General features: G+C 66.6%; 14 protein-coding genes. 5 read left to right on the forward strand and 9 right to left on the reverse strand.

What is annotated here, in order from left to right:
- Positions 1–41 precede the first annotated feature (41 nt).
- Together Q8M85_RS09970 and Q8M85_RS09975 are read right to left on the reverse strand one after the other, a co-directional pair.
- On the reverse strand, positions 42–836 hold the full coding sequence (locus Q8M85_RS09970; RefSeq protein WP_305543686.1) for an amino acid ABC transporter permease: 795 nt from the start codon (positions 834–836) through the stop codon (positions 42–44).
- A gap of 38 nt (positions 837–874) precedes the next feature.
- Positions 875–1,660, reverse strand: coding sequence for a transporter substrate-binding domain-containing protein (locus tag Q8M85_RS09975; protein ID WP_305543689.1), 786 nt, complete (start codon positions 1,658–1,660; stop codon positions 875–877).
- A gap of 304 nt (positions 1,661–1,964) precedes the next feature.
- Here Q8M85_RS09975 and Q8M85_RS09980 point away from each other — a divergent pair, with 304 nt between their 5' ends.
- Positions 1,965–3,338: an amidase family protein gene (locus Q8M85_RS09980; protein WP_305543692.1), complete on the forward strand. Its 1,374-nt coding sequence runs from the start codon at positions 1,965–1,967 to the stop codon at positions 3,336–3,338.
- 416 nt (positions 3,339–3,754) lie between these two features.
- Here Q8M85_RS09980 and Q8M85_RS09985 read toward each other — a convergent pair whose 3' ends face one another.
- The 5 genes from Q8M85_RS09985 to Q8M85_RS10005 are packed head-to-tail and all read right to left on the reverse strand — an operon-like array spanning position 3,755 to position 8,199.
- Positions 3,755–4,789 carry a molybdopterin-synthase adenylyltransferase MoeB gene (locus Q8M85_RS09985; RefSeq protein WP_305543695.1) on the reverse strand — a complete coding sequence of 345 codons (1,035 nt, stop codon included), beginning with the start codon at positions 4,787–4,789 and terminating at the stop codon, positions 3,755–3,757.
- Positions 4,786–5,256, reverse strand: coding sequence for a dUTP diphosphatase (gene dut / locus Q8M85_RS09990; protein WP_305543964.1), 471 nt, complete (start codon positions 5,254–5,256; stop codon positions 4,786–4,788). Before dut ends, Q8M85_RS09985 begins: the two co-directional genes overlap by 4 nt.
- A 49-nt stretch (positions 5,257–5,305) precedes the next feature.
- Positions 5,306–6,499 (reverse strand): bifunctional phosphopantothenoylcysteine decarboxylase/phosphopantothenate--cysteine ligase CoaBC, encoded by a 1,194-nt coding sequence (gene coaBC, locus Q8M85_RS09995; protein WP_305543698.1) that lies wholly within the window; start codon positions 6,497–6,499, stop codon positions 5,306–5,308.
- Positions 6,500–6,553: 54 nt separating this feature from the next.
- Positions 6,554–7,267, reverse strand: a complete 714-nt coding sequence (locus Q8M85_RS10000) for a gamma-glutamylcyclotransferase (protein WP_305543701.1) — start codon at positions 7,265–7,267, stop codon at positions 6,554–6,556.
- A gap of 53 nt (positions 7,268–7,320) precedes the next feature.
- The gene (locus tag Q8M85_RS10005; protein WP_305543704.1) at positions 7,321–8,199 is read right to left on the reverse strand and encodes an RNA polymerase factor sigma-32; all 879 of its coding nucleotides are present in this window, start codon (positions 8,197–8,199) and stop codon (positions 7,321–7,323) included.
- Between the two features lie 66 nt (positions 8,200–8,265).
- Here Q8M85_RS10005 and cobU point away from each other — a divergent pair, with 66 nt between their 5' ends.
- From cobU to Q8M85_RS10025, 4 genes are all read left to right on the forward strand, one after another.
- A complete protein-coding gene (gene cobU, locus Q8M85_RS10010; protein WP_305543707.1) occupies positions 8,266–8,796 on the forward strand; it encodes a bifunctional adenosylcobinamide kinase/adenosylcobinamide-phosphate guanylyltransferase in 531 nt (176 codons plus the stop codon).
- A 236-nt stretch (positions 8,797–9,032) separates the two neighbouring features.
- Positions 9,033–9,596: a histidine phosphatase family protein gene (locus tag Q8M85_RS10015; protein ID WP_305543710.1), complete on the forward strand. Its 564-nt coding sequence runs from the start codon at positions 9,033–9,035 to the stop codon at positions 9,594–9,596.
- Positions 9,597–9,669: 73 nt separating this feature from the next.
- On the forward strand, positions 9,670–10,542 hold the full coding sequence (locus Q8M85_RS10020) for a glutathione S-transferase (protein ID WP_305543713.1): 873 nt from the start codon (positions 9,670–9,672) through the stop codon (positions 10,540–10,542).
- Positions 10,543–10,773: 231 nt separating this feature from the next.
- A complete protein-coding gene (locus tag Q8M85_RS10025) occupies positions 10,774–12,291 on the forward strand; it encodes a YifB family Mg chelatase-like AAA ATPase (RefSeq protein WP_305543716.1) in 1,518 nt (505 codons plus the stop codon).
- 67 nt (positions 12,292–12,358) lie between these two features.
- Here the strand turns inward: Q8M85_RS10025 and Q8M85_RS10030 are convergent, their stop codons facing one another.
- Both Q8M85_RS10030 and Q8M85_RS10035 read right to left on the reverse strand, forming a co-directional pair.
- Entirely contained in the window at positions 12,359–13,450 is a 1,092-nt protein-coding gene (locus Q8M85_RS10030; RefSeq protein ID WP_305543719.1) for an ABC transporter ATP-binding protein, read from the reverse strand.
- A 3-nt stretch (positions 13,451–13,453) separates the two neighbouring features.
- Complete coding sequence (locus Q8M85_RS10035; protein ID WP_305543721.1) at positions 13,454–14,449, reverse strand: levansucrase; 996 nt, start codon at positions 14,447–14,449, stop codon at positions 13,454–13,456.
- Position 14,450 lies beyond the last annotated feature (1 nt).

Below are 14,450 nucleotides of genomic sequence, written 5' to 3' on the forward strand. Positions count from 1 at the left end.
CCGACGACGAGACAGAAGACTTGCGGCGCAAGCCGCTCCGCTCACGAACCGTCCCGCCCGCGCGACCGCATCCGGGTCTCGAACCGCCGCAGCAGCAGGCTCAGCCCGATGGTCATCACCAGATACAGGAAAGCCGCAACGTTATAGGTCTCGAAATAGCGGAAGTTCCCTGCCGCCGTGACCTTGGCCAACTGCGCGACATCCGAGATCCCCAGCACGGCGACCAGGCTGCTGTCTTTCACCATTGCAACAAAATCATTGCCCAAGGGGGGCAATATAAGCCGGAAAGCTTGCGGAAATCGAACATGCCGAAACCGTTGCCACCCATTCAGGCCAAGCGACATCGCCGCTTCGATCTGGCCCTTGTCCACCGCTTGCAGACCGGCCCGAAAGATCTCGGCCAGGAAAGCAGAGTATGCAAGCATGAGAGCCAGCACCGCACGCCACAGCAGGGGCACGTCTCTGGTCCGCATCACCTCGTCGCCTGCCAGCGCGTTCACCCCGGCCACAACGCCCGGCACCAGGACGAAAGCGACGTAGAGCAGAAGGACGATGATCGGCACGCCCCGCATCACCTCGATGTAGAACCGCGCGACCTGCCGCACGATCAGGAACCGCGACAGCCCCATCATCGCAAGGCCAAGCCCCATCGCGCAGGCCCCCAGATAGGCGACCACCGCCACCGTCAACGTGATGACAAGACCCTTGGACAGAACCCGCAGGGCCGAGGCATAGACCTCGTCCGCCAGCATCTCGTACAACAGCCACAGGCCGGTGACCGTCAGGATCACCAGCCACCAGGGAAAGTCCTTGTCAGGATCGGCGTTCGGCGCCATGCGGTTGCCCCCGGACCATCAGGACCGGGGGCCCACCTTCATTCACCCATCTTGTACTCGACAAACCACTTCTGGTTCAGCGCATCCAGTGTCCCGTCCGCCTTCATGGACGCAATCGCCGCGTTGATCGGCGCCACCAGATCCGACCCCTTGGGGAAGATGAAGCCGAAATCCTCGGACGCCAGCGGCTCGCCGATGATCTTCAGCCCGCCGTTCGAGGCCTGAACATACCCGTTCGCCGCCGTCGAATCCGACAACGTCAGGTCCACGTCCCCCGCCTTCAGCGCCTCCAGCCCGGCCCCGAAGGTCTCGAACTTGATCACCCGCTGGTTCTCCTCATTGCCGTCCAGAATGTTGTAGATCGCCGCATAGAAGGGCGAGGTTCCGGGCTGGGCCGAGACCAGAAGCTCGGGAATCGCCGCGAACGACGCCGCATCGGTAAATCGCTCTTCGTCACCACGCACGATCATCAGCATTTCCGACCGCATGTAAGGGTCCGAGAAATCGACCTTTTCCTTGCGCTCGTCCTTGATGGTGATGCCGGTCATGCCAAGGTCGTACTGGCCTTCCGAAACGGCGGGGATCATCGCGTCCCAGCTGGTGTTCTCGTATTTCACGGTGATGTTCAGCCGCTTCACGATCTCGGCCATCGCGTCGTATTCCCAGCCCACGGCCGCGCCGTCCCTGTCCAGGAACTGCAGCGGCGGATAGGCGTTCTCGGTCACCACGACGACCTCACGACCGCCGAGGTCCGGCAGGTCCTGCGCCAGGGCAGGCAGGGTCATGGCAGCAAGTCCAAGCAGGGCAGCAGCGGTCAGTTTCATCGGTCAGGCTCTCCGGGCTGATTGATCAAGCGACGACTATGCCACGGTGGTTTGCCGATGCAAGGCGGCCATCGGAACGCGAGGTGGATATGGTTGTCCTGCCACAAGGTTCGGCTGCCCCCGCTTGGTCCTTTGCCGGTGCTTGGATCGGGTCGGTAGGGTGGGCGCATCGCCCACCCTACTCCCCCGCCAGTCCTGAAAAGCCATCTCCCGAGGTCTCCCCGCGTAGGGTGGGCGATCCGCCCACCTCCCCCTTCCCAACCTGCGCGATCCGGTTCACCCTGCACCGAAGAAGGAGCGTCCGATGGATCCCGCCACCCTGACCGCCACCGCCCTCGTCGGCCTCATCCGCGCGCGTGAACTCACTGCCGTCGAGGCGACCCGCGCCACCCTCGCCCGCGTCGACCGGCTGAACCCCGGCCTCAACGCCATCGTGCAGCGGATGGACGACCAGGCGCTTGACCAGGCCCGCGCCATCGACGCGCGGCATGCGCGGGGCGAAGACCCCGGCCCCCTCGCAGGCGTCCCCGTGACAGTGAAGGTCAACATCGACCAGCAGGGTCAGGCCACGACGAACGGGCTGCGCATCCAGTCCGACCTCATCGCCACCGAAGACAGCCCGCCCGTCGCAAACCTCCGCCGCGCCGGGGCCATCATTGTCGGCCGCACCAACACCCCGGCCTTCAGCTTGCGCTGGTTCACCCGCAACCCGCTGCATGGTGCGACGAAAAACCCCGCCTTCCCCGGTCTCACCCCCGGCGGATCATCGGGAGGGGCCGCCTCTGCCACCGCCGCGGGCCTTGGCCCCATCGCCCATGGCACCGACATCGCCGGATCAATCCGCTACCCGGCCTTCGCTTGCGGCATCCACGGCCTCCGCCCCGGCCTTGGCCACGTCCCCGCGTTCAACGCCACCGCAGGCGACCGGCTGATCGGCGGGCAGCTCATGGCCGTCTCCGGCCCCCTCGCCCGCTCTGCCGCCGACCTGCGCCTTGGCCTCCGGGCCCTCTCGCAGCCCGACCCGCGCGACCCCTGGCACAGCCCGGCCACCCCAGCGCCCTACCGCAAACGCGCCGCCCTCGCCCTGACTCCCGACGGCCTCCAGACCGACCCGGCCCTGCAACAGGCCCTCACCGAGGCCGCCCGAACGCTGGAAGCGGAAGGCTGGGAAATCGGCACCCCGACCCTCCCCCCCTTCCGCGAGGCGATGGAGCTGCAGCTGACCCTCTGGCTCTCCGAATTCGGCCTCGGCGGGACCGAAGCCATCGCCCGCGAAGCCGACCCCGACGCCAGCTTCGTCCACCGCGAACTCACCAAACTCGCCCCGCCGCCCACGCTGGAAAGCTTCATGCGCGCGCTGCAATCCCGCGCGCGCCTCGCCCGCCTCTGGCGCCTCTTCTTCGCCGACTGGCCGGTCCTTCTGACCCCGGTCTCAGGGCAACTCCCCTTCCCTGACCACTACGACACTTCAAGCCCCGAGGCCTTCACCAAGGTGATCGAGGCGCAAATGCCCCAGATCGCCCCCCCGTTCATGGGCCTGCCCGGCCTCACCGTCACAACGGGTCGCACCGCAACCCACCCCCTCGGCATCCAGGCCCTCGCCGACAGGGGACAGGAGCACATCCTCCTCGACATCGCCGACCTCCTCGCCCCCGAAATCCCCGCCGTGACCCCGTAGGTCGGGGTTCACCCCGACTCTCCCGGCGCGCTTGTAGGGTGCGCTACAGCGCACCGCCCTTCTGCAAACGGTCTGTCCCAGCTATCGCTCAAGGACCGGCAACAACTCGCATCCGCACGGGCACAATCCAGGGCAAGCCCCGCCCCGCTTTCCCTTCTTCAAATATCCCCGCCGGAGGCACCGCCGAGGCGGCTGGCCGCAGGCCAGAGGCGAGACGAAAGGCGTGCGCCTCAGCGCTCAATTCGACAACCGCCTCAACCCGCGAACCGGCCCGGCACAAGGTGCCTCTCTTCCCCCTCCGTGGAGCGGGGATGGGGGTGGGGGGCGTCGTTTGCAAACCTTAACGCAAGGTAAACAAAAAAACCCAAACCATTGAATTCAAACATACTTCAACGTTTGTCCACCGTGGACACCCCTCAATGCCGCCCCCCGCAGACCTCACAATCCGTCCGCTTCTTCACCCCGATCACCCGGGTCTCCATATAAAGTGCGTCGTGGATCATCAGCCGCCCGGCCAGCCCCTCCCCGGCCCCCGTGACCCACTTCACCGCCTCCATCGCCATCATTGATCCGATGACCCCGGGCAAGGGCGCCGCCACCCCCGCCTCGGCACAGGTCGGCACCAGCCCGGGCGCAGGTTTCACCGGGAAGACGCAGGCATAGCACGGCCCGCCCTTCGCCGGATCGAACAGGCTGACCTGCCCCTCCCACTGCGTGATCGCCCCGCTGATCAAAGGCACCCCCGCCGCCACGCAGGCTCGATTCACCAGATAGCGGGTCTCGAAATCATCGGTCCCGTCGAGGACCAGGTCGTACTCCCCCACCAGGTCCTCCGCGATCTCCTCTCCCAGTCGCCGATGATAGGGCCGCACCTCGATGAACGGGTTCAACGCCCGCATCGCGACCTCGGCCGAGAAGACCTTCGGCATCCCGATCCGCCCGTCGGTGTGGATCACCTGCCGCTGCAGGTTCGACCCCTCGACCATGTCGTCATCGATGACCCCGATCGTCCCCACGCCCGCCGCCGCGAGGTACAGCAGGACGGGCGACCCCAACCCGCCCGCCCCGACAACCAGCACGCGCGCGCGCTTCAGCCGCTTCTGCCCCGGCCCCCCGATCTCGCGCAGGATGATGTGACGGGCATAGCGGTCCAGTTCGGCCTCGCGGAAGGTTCCCGCAGGCTGCGCCACGGCAGGCTCCTCCCCCTTGCGCCGCCGCACCGCCCGCAGCACCTCGCGGTAGCCCAGCGCGACTGCCGCCAGCAGCCCGAACACTGTCCAACCCCGGAAATCTCCGCCCACCACGCGCGCGAGAGGGTTCTCGGCCTGCATCGGCAGATGCACCAGCATCAGCAGCGCCCACCAGCCTGCCGCAAGCCAAAGCCACCGCGCGCCCCAACCGCGCCAGCGCCCCAGCGCCCAGAGGCCGACAAAGCCGACAAGCCCGATCACGACCGGAAGCCCGTTGACCCGAACCCCCCCGTTCCCCGCGCCGTCTCGTCCAGACCCTCGACCACCGCAAAGCCCACCTGCACGACCGGCGCCACCACCACCTGCGCCACCCGGTCGCCATGCCGCACCGTGTAAGGCTCGGTCCCCAGATTGATCAGCGACACCCCCAGTGGCCCCCGGTAATCACTGTCGATGGTCCCCGGCGTATTCGGCAGCGTGATGCCGTGCTTAGACGCCAGCCCGGACCTTGGACGCACCTGCATCTCATAGCCCTCGGGGATGGCGACCCGGATACCCGTCGGACAGATCGCCCGCCCCATCGGCGCCAGCGTCAGCCCAGCCTCCCGCTGCGCTTCGGGAAAGTTCGCGCACAGGTCCGCCCCCGCTGCCCCGGCAGTCTGATAGACCGGCAACGGCAGGCTCCGGTCAGCCCAATCCTCCCACAGCACCTGCACCACCGGCCCCATCGCCCCGCCTTTCATCTTTGTCCAAATATCCCCGCCGGAGGCACTTGTCTCAGCGCAACGCCTCGGCAATGCGTGCCGCCAGCTTTCGCGCGACCTCGTCCTTGCCCATCCGGGGCCATGCCTCCGCCCCCGCCTCCGAGATCAGCGTCACCGCGTTCTCGGCCCCGCCCATGATTCCGGTCCCCGGCGAGACGTCATTCGCCACGATCCAGTCGCAGCCCTTGCGCGCCCGCTTGGCTGTGGCGTGGGCCACGACATCGGTCGTCTCGGCCGCAAAGCCCACCACCAGCCGAGGCCGCTTCGGCCCCTTGGACACGGTGGCAAGAATGTCCGGGTTCTCGGCAAACTCCAGCGACGGCGCCCGTCCCGACGCGTCCTTCTTCAGCTTCTGCCCGCTCGCATTGGCCACCCGCCAGTCCGCCACCGCCGCCGCCATCACTGCAGCATCGGCGGGCAGGGCCGCGTTCACCGCCGCCGCCATCTCGGCCGCCGTCTCGACGCGCACGACCTCTACCCCGATCGGAGGCGGCACCGCCGCAGGCCCGGTCACAAAGGTTACCCGCGCCCCAAGATCGCGAAGTGCTGCGCCCAGCGCGCTGCCCTGCGCACCCGAAGACCGGTTGGCGATATAGCGCACCGGGTCGATGGGTTCATGCGTCGGACCCGAGGTGACGACCACATGCTTTCCCGCCAAAGCCCCACCGCCCAAGGCCACCGTTATCGTTTGGACGATGTCTGCCGGTTCCGCCATCCGGCCCGGCCCGTATTCACCGCAGGCCATCTCGCCCTCGTCCGGGCCAACCATCAGCACTCCGTCCGATCGCAGCACCGCAAGGTTTCGCTGGGTCGCCGGATGCTGCCACATTCTCACGTTCATCGCCGGGGCCACCAGCACCCGCTTGTCTGTCGCGAGCAATAGCGTCGAGGCCAGATCGTCCGCCCGCCCTGTCGCCATCTTCGCCAGAAGGTCCGCCGTTGCCGGGGCCACCACCAGAAGGTCCGCCGATCGCGACAGCTCGATATGGCCCATCTCGGCCTCGGACGTCAGGTCGAACAGCGCCTCATGCACCTTGGACTTTGCCAGCGCACCTACCGACAGCGGTGTCACGAACTCGGCCCCCGCCCGGGTCAGGACTGGCACCACTGAAGCCCCGGCCTTCTGGACCAACCGGATCAATTCCAGCGCCTTGTAGGCCGCGATCCCGCCGCCGATGATCAGAAGTATGCGCTTGCCAGCCAGCATCGGCAGGTCCCCCAGACGGCCTGCCTCAAGGTGTAGGGGCCGCGGCGGACAAACTCAAGGCAGAGGTCGGGGGGCGTTCCGGTCGATCTCCTCGGCCACCAGCCCCTGCAATCGCCAAAGCCCGGCATCGCGGATGCCCCGCGCATCAAGTTGAGTGACTGTGTTCAGCAGATATTCCGCCCCGGACCCCCAATGACCGCAGGCCCGCGACAATGTCCGGGCAACCGCTTCGGGCGGCAGGCGCCCGGCATAATACGGAGAGTCGCGGTTCATCACGAACCCCAGCGCCCGCAGCGGACCATCGGCTGTCTCTACGGTCAACCAGCGTGGCATGGAGTTGATCGGCTTCACCGTGAACTCCCGGCGGAACAATCGGTCCAGAATGAGGGCAGGATCGTCGGGCGGCAGCTCGTAGATTACCCCTCTGCACTGCCCACCTCGGTCCAGCGCCATCATCAGGCCTGGCTCATCGACCGTACCGCGAAAGCGATGAATCCGAAGGCAAAAGGCGCGATGATAGCCGCGAGCCACAGCCGGTCGCTCGGCCCGATGCTCCATCTCGGGCTTCCAGATCAGTGAGCCATAGGCGAAAAGCTGGATCGGCCGGTCTGGGCAGGGATGGGCGTCCAGGATGCGCTCGACCCATCCGGCATAGTCGGCGTCGGTCTGCTGCTCGACGCCAACAGCCGGACCGGCATCCGCAACCACGCGATGCACGCGGGCGATGTGGTCCGGTGTCAGGCTCAGCGGTTCCGTGGACCGGGGCATGGACTCCCCCTTCGAGAAGCAATTTCCCATCCCACGCCCGGTCGCGTCAAGCTTCAGGCAAGGAAGTGGCGCACCTCGCGCGACTGTGTCTCAAGACTCCGGCGCATCTTTGCAAAGGCCGCAGCCTCAAGCTGCCGGACGCGTTCCTTGGACAGGCCAAGCTCCTCACCCAGGCTTTCCAACGTCCGGCTTTCTTCCTTCAACTTGCGCTCTGCAACGATGTAGCGTTCCCGCGCGTTCAGCCCCTGCATCGCCTTGACCAGCCAGTCGCGCAGGCGCGCGCCGTCATGCGCACCCTCGACCGCATCTGCCGCCTGCACCCCGTCATCTTCCAGCGCGTCGATCCACTCGCGCCCGTCTTCGTCCGAGGACTGGGTGGCGTTCAACGAATAGTCGCTGCCCGAAAGCCGACCCTCCATCATCTCGACGTCGTGGACCGGCACACCTACTTCGGCCGCCACCATCTGACGAAGCTGGTGCTGGTCCAGCGTCTCGCCCCGCTGCGAGGCCTCGCGCTCCAGCTTGGCCTGGACACGGCGCAGGTTGAAGAACAGCGCCTTCTGACTGGAGGTGGACCCGGTCCGCACCATGGACCAGTTGCGCATCACGTAGTCCTGAATCGAGGCCTTGATCCACCAGACCGCATAGGTGGAAAATCGCACGCCGCGTTCCGGGTCGAACTTGTCGGCGGCCTTCATCAACCCCAGGCTGGCTTCCTGGATGAGGTCATTCATCGGCGCGCCATAGCGGCGGAATTTCGACGCCATGCTGATTGCCAGCCGCATATAGGCGGTGATCAGCCGGTGCAACGCGCGCTCATCGCGGTGATCGCGCCAGGCGCGGGCCAGCCGCAGCTCGGTTTCCGCGTCCAGAAGTTCGGCCTTCATCGCTTGGCGCGACATGCCTTGATCGGTATATCCGTCCAGTGCCATGACCACCTCCAGATCGTCGTGCCGCAGCTTTTCCGCCTGTTCTTGTCCCTTCTACGAGGCAATCCCGTGACCGGATCACTCCCGCCCCTCACTCTTGTCATCGGCGGCGCAAGGTCGGGCAAATCCGCCTTCGCCGAGCGTCTGATCACCGCAACCGGTCGCCCCCGCCGCTACATCGCCACCGCCGAGGCCTGGGACGACGAGATGCGCGACCGCATCGCCCGGCACCGGCAGGACCGGGGCCCGGTCTGGACCACGGTCGAGGCCCCCCTGGATCTGCCCGCCGCCCTCGCCCAGGCCCGGTCGGACGAAGCCGTCCTTGTCGATTGCGCTACACTGTGGCTGACCAACCACCTTCTGGCCGACCACGACCTGTCCGCCGAGGTTCGCAATTTCCTGGTCGGACTGGCCGCGTGCACGGCGCCTGTCGTCATCGTCTCCAACGAGACAGGCTGGGGCATTGTTCCCGAAAATGCGCTGGCGCGACGGTTCAGGGATGAACAGGGTCGGCTCAATCAGCGGCTTGCGGCCGAAGCGGACCTTGTCGTGACCGTGATCGCCGGCCTGCCTCTGGTCCTCAAGGGCACGCTTCCGTGATGCCGGGACGGTGGGCAAGATTGCCCACCCTACGCTTGCGCGACTTCTGAAACGGGAACGCCATCGGTGGCGGCAGCTGATCAGACGGATTTCTGCCAGGCGCAAGGTTGGCCCCAAGCAATGCGTGTCGCGACGGCCTCTTGCGCGTACGCCGCAGGTGTGTCCCTTTCGGCCTGCCCCTTTGCAATGACCCACAGCGTGGGCCATACTGCGTTCCCTGCAGATCCGAGAACCCGATGACCCGCTACTGGCTTGTCCGCCACGGCCCCACACATGCGAAGGCGATGATTGGCTGGACCGACCTGCCCGCTGACCTCTCCGACACAGTTGCCCTCGCACGCCTGACATCACACCTGCCATCCGAAGCCCCGGTGGTCTCCTCCGATCTCTCCCGAGCCATTGCGACAGCCGATGCACTTGGCCCACGCCCGCGTCTGGCCCACGACTCTGCCCTGCGCGAAATCCACTTCGGTCGGTGGGAGGGTCGGGGCTTTGCCGAGGTCGAGGCCGAGACCCCCAGCCTCATCCGCGCTTTCTGGGAAACCCCGGGCGACATTCGCCCCCCTGGCGGCGAAAGCTGGAACGACCTCACCGCCCGCACCTGGGGCGCGCTTGATCGGCTCCACAGCCAGGGTCCCGACCTGATCGTCGTCGCCCATTTCGGCCCGATCCTCGCCGCTCTTCAACGTGCCGGGGGCTTGACCGCGATCCAAGCCTTCGGTCACAGGATCGACAACCTCTCCGTCACCTGCCTGACGCTTGACCCGCCCAAGGTTCACACAGTCAATCACCGCCCGTGATGACACCCGCCACAATTCAGCGTTTCCCTTGTCGTCCGCGACCCGCTTCAATGGCCGCGAAAGGACAAACCTCATGACCTATGATCTCGTGATCGGCGACCGCGCCTATTCCAGCTGGAGCCTGCGCGGCTGGCTTCTCTTCGACGCCTTCGGCATCCCCGTCCGCACCATTCCGGCCCGGCTTTACACCAACGAACTGTCCAACGTCCTCAAGGACTTCTTCCCTGCTCGTACAGCCCCCACGATGCGCACGCCCGAAGGTTCGGTGGTCCCCGAAACCATCGCCATCGCCGAAGAAATGGCCACCCGCCACCCCGAGGCCCGGATCTGGCCCTCAGATCCCCACGCCCGGGCCACCGCCCGCGTCCTGGCCGCAGAAATGCATGCAGGTTTCACCGCGCTTCGGTCCCATTGTCCGATGAACCTGCGGGTCAGCTACACCGGCTGCCAGCCGCCGCCCGAAGTCCTGGCCGACCTCAGTCGGCTGGAGACGCTCTGGACCTGGGCGCGCGAGACGACGAAATCCTCCACCCCCTGGCTCTGCGGCACCTATTCCGCCGCCGATGCCTTCTTTGCGCCGGTTGCCAGCCGCATCGCCACCTACAACCTGCCTGTCAACGCCGACGCAATGCTTTACGTCAACGCCCACCTTGCCCACCCTTCGTTCCGCCGCTGGCGCGCGATGGGCCTTGTGGATGGCGCCGATCAGGACTTTTACCGCCGCGACTATCCCCGCCGAGACTGGCCCGGTCCGGTGCCGCTGCCCGCCAAGGCGGTGGACTGCGCCAACACCGTAAACGCCACCTGCCCCTACTCTGGCAAGCCCGTCACCCACGCTTTAGAGCTCTACGGCCGCCGCTTCGGCTTCTGCAACGCGTTCTGCCGCGACAAGACCCTGGCCGACGCCGAAGCCTGGCCGAAGTTCATGGCCCTTTACCATTCGTAAACCATTCGGCCCTACCCGTTAACCAAGGTGAATCGGGTGGGGCGGAATGCACGGACTTTGCAGAACATGCGGCGGGCGCTCGATGAAAGCCCGCGCCTTTCACCTTGCGTCAAATATCCCCTGCGGAGCATACCCGAGCCGGTTGCGCGCTTTTCGCGCGCAGAGGCGAGACAAAAGGCTTGCGCGGAACGCGCTCGATTCAATAACCGCCCCACCCCACGGGCGCCCCGCATGACGGCCCGCGCCTATACAGTTGCCTTCGAAGGCGTCGAGGCCCGCCTGGTCGAGGTGCAATGCGCTGTCTCCCCTGGCTCGCCCGCCTTCACCTTGGTGGGACTGCCGGACAAGGCAGTGTCCGAGGCCCGCGAACGCGTCCGCGCCGCCCTTCAGGCGCTTTCCATTGCCCTGCCCGCCAAAAGGATCACCGTCAACCTCTCGCCCGCCGATCTGCCCAAGGAAGGCTCCCACTTCGACCTGCCCATCGCCCTTGCCCTTCTCGCGGCGCTGGAGATCATCCCGCGTGAGGATGTCGAAGGCACCGTCGCGCTGGGCGAGCTTTCGCTGGATGGCCGTCTCGTCCCCGTTGCCGGCGCTCTCCCCGCCGCGATGGCCGCCGCCGTCGAGGATCGTACGCTTCTCTGCCCCAAGGCATGCGGGGCCGAGGCGGCCTGGGTCGGCGCGACGCAAGTCCTTGCCGCCGCCTCGCTGGAAGAAGTGCTGCACCACTACACCGGTCGCGCGCCGATCCTTCCCGCCGAAGCTGGCGAGGTCACCGGAAGCCGCAACCTGCGCGACTTTCGTGAGGTGAAGGGCCAGGAACGCGCCAAGCGGGCGCTGGAAATCGCCGCCGCAGGCCGGCACCACCTGTTCCTGGTCGGGACGCCTGGCTCGGGCAAGTCGATGCTCGCCGCCCGCCTTCCGGGCATCCTGCCGCCGCTGACCGCTCCCGAGGCGCTGGAGACCTCGATGATCCATTCCCTTGCGGGCCTCTTGTCAGAGGGCGGCATTTCCCGCGATCGCCCGTTCCGGGAACCCCACCACACGGCGTCGATGGCCGCCATCGTCGGCGGCGGAAAGGGGGCTAAGCCGGGGGAGATCAGTCTGGCCCACAACGGGGTTCTCTTCCTGGACGAGTTTCCCGAGTTCCCGCGGGCGGTCCTCGACACGCTCCGCCAGCCGATCGAGACGGGAACCGTCATGGTTGCCCGGGCCAACGCGCACATCCGGTACCCTTGCCGCTTCCTGCTGATCGCCGCCGCGAACCCCTGCAAATGCGGCTACCTGTCCGACCCCTCCCGCGCCTGCGGGCGGGCGCCGGTCTGTGGCGAGGATTATCTGGGCCGTATCTCCGGGCCGCTGATGGACCGGTTCGATCTGCGGGTCGAGGTGCCGCCGGTGGCCTTCGCCGACCTTGATCTGCCCGCGTCGGGAGAAAGCTCGGCCACCATCGGCGCCCGCGTTGCTGACGCCCGTGACCGGCAGACCGCCCGGTTCGCGGCGGCCCCCGATCTGCGGGTCAATGCCGACCTGGAGGGGGCGGCACTGGAGGAGCATGCCGCGCCGGACGCCGAGGGGAAGGAACTGATCGGACGGGTCGCTGAAAGGATGGGGCTGTCGGCGCGGGGCTACCACCGGGTGCTGCGGGTGGCCCGGACCATCGCCGATCTTGAGGCAAGCCCGACGGTCCGCAAACCTCATGTTGCCGAGGCGATCAGTTTCCGGCTCGCCTCGGCCATCGGAGGGATCTGAACCTAGATATGTCCACGGTGGACATTTCTAGATTATCACTTATTTTCCGAACATTACCTGCGGACATTCAGTGTTTGTTAACACTTCCCGCACCCGGTTCATTCGGGAAAAGATGGGCCCGGTCCGGGTCAAAATCGAGGTTCATCTGCGCGCCGATGTCGAAAACGGCGTCGTGCGACAGGGCCGCAATCAGCGGGTTGCCGTCCTTGAGCGCGATCTCGACCACCGTCTCGGCGCCAAGCCGCTCGGTCAGCGCAACCGCCCCATGCAACTTGCCCGCACCTTGCGCAACCGAAAGGTACTGCGGCCGCAGGCCCAGAATCGCCTCGTCGCCCACCTTGAACAAGGCCCGCTTGCCCGAAACTTCGACCGGGTCCAGGGCGCCATTGGACACCAGCACCTTGCCGCCGTTCACCCCGTGCACCTTGACCTTCAGGAAGTTCATCGAGGGCGCACCCAGGAAACCGGCCACGAACAGGTTCGCCGGATCGTGATACAGGTCCATCGGCGCGCCGATCTGCATGACCTGGCCGTCCTTCAGCACGACGATCTTGTCGGCCAGCGTCATCGCCTCGACCTGATCGTGGGTGACATAGACCATCGTCGCGCCCAGCTGGTTGTGCAGCTTGCCGATCTCCATCCGCATGTCCATGCGCAGGGCGGCGTCCAGGTTCGACAGGGGTTCGTCGAACAGGAACACCTGCGGCTTGCGCACGATGGCCCGCCCGATGGCGACGCGCTGGCGCTGGCCGCCGGACAGCTGGCTGGGGCGACGGTCCAGCAGGTGTTCCATCTGCAGGATGCGCGCGGCCTCGGCGACCTTGGCGTCCTTTTCCTCTTTCGACGCGCCAGAGATCGTCAGCCCGAAGGCCACGTTTTCGCGCACCGTCATGTGCGGGAAGATCGCGTAGGACTGGAACACCATCGCAACCCCGCGCTGCGCGGGGGGCAGGTCGTTGACCTCGCGCTCGCCGATCACCAGGCTGCCCGACGAGATATCCTCCAGCCCCGCGATCATCCGCAGAAGCGTCGATTTTCCGCAGCCCGAAGGGCCGACGAAGACGCAGAACTCGCCGTCCTCGATCTCGATGTCGACGCCCTTGATGACATGGGTCTGCCCGTAGCTTTTCTTGAGATTCTTGAGGGAAATCCGTGCCATGTGCTACTCCGCCGCCTGTGCGAGGGTTTCAACGTGCAGAAGACCGTCCGGGCCGATGCTGACCGGCTCCGGGTCCATGATATAGCCGCCGAAGGTCGCCTTGCCGCTGTCGGCAAAGCCCATGATCACGAGGCCCTGCGGGCCGTCGACGATGCGGGCGGCGTAGCGGCGGCAGGGCTCGGCCCCGTCCAGGAAGGGACCGGGGGCGATGCGCCAGGGGCCGCGAGGATGGTCGGCGATCAGGTAATGCGTGCCGGTGACCGGGGATTCCGGGTTGTCACGGCGGTACTGGTCCGACCAGTGGGTCGAGGACGTGCAGAACAGGCAGTACCAATGCGCGCCGACCTGAAAGACCTGCGGCACCTCCAGCTGACCGAAGCCGCCGTGGAAGACCGGGGGTTGCAGGGTCCAGGTCGCAAGGTCCGGCGAGGTGGCAAAGCCGATGGCCCCGCCGGCGTTCGGCTCCGGCACGCCGGGGACGCGGGCGGTGAAATACATCAGCCAGCCGTTGCCGTCCGGGTCCTTCATCACCCAGGGGTCGCGCATCGCCCGGTCATGCCAGTGGCCGAGGACATGGTCCATTTCGTAGCAGTCGGCGTTGGGGCCGGTGAGGTCCAGCGCCAGCCCGTCGCCGACGCGGGTCCAGTTGTGCAGGTCCTTCGATGTGGCATGGCCGACGCGCTGGTAGAGCGACTGCTCGGCCAGGGTGGTGCCGGTGTAGAACAGGTGCCAGAGGCCATCGTCGCCCTTCACCACCGATCCGGTCCAGGTCGTGCTGTCGTCCCAGGCGGCCCCGTTGCGCTGGGGTTCAAACGTGGTGCCCATGTCGGTCCAGTTGGTAAGGTCCCTGGACACCGCATGGCGCTGGGTTGCGTTCAGGTGGCGGGCATCGGGGTCGATCAGCGACTTTGGCGCCTGCAGGAAATAGCCGTGCCAGATGTCGCCGTCCTGGACATACCAGCTGTCCCAGAACCAGAGATCTTTGTGTTTGAAGGACATA

The sequence above is a fragment of the Tabrizicola sp. genome (assembly GCF_030694085.1).
Taxonomy (GTDB): domain Bacteria; phylum Pseudomonadota; class Alphaproteobacteria; order Rhodobacterales; family Rhodobacteraceae; genus Tabrizicola.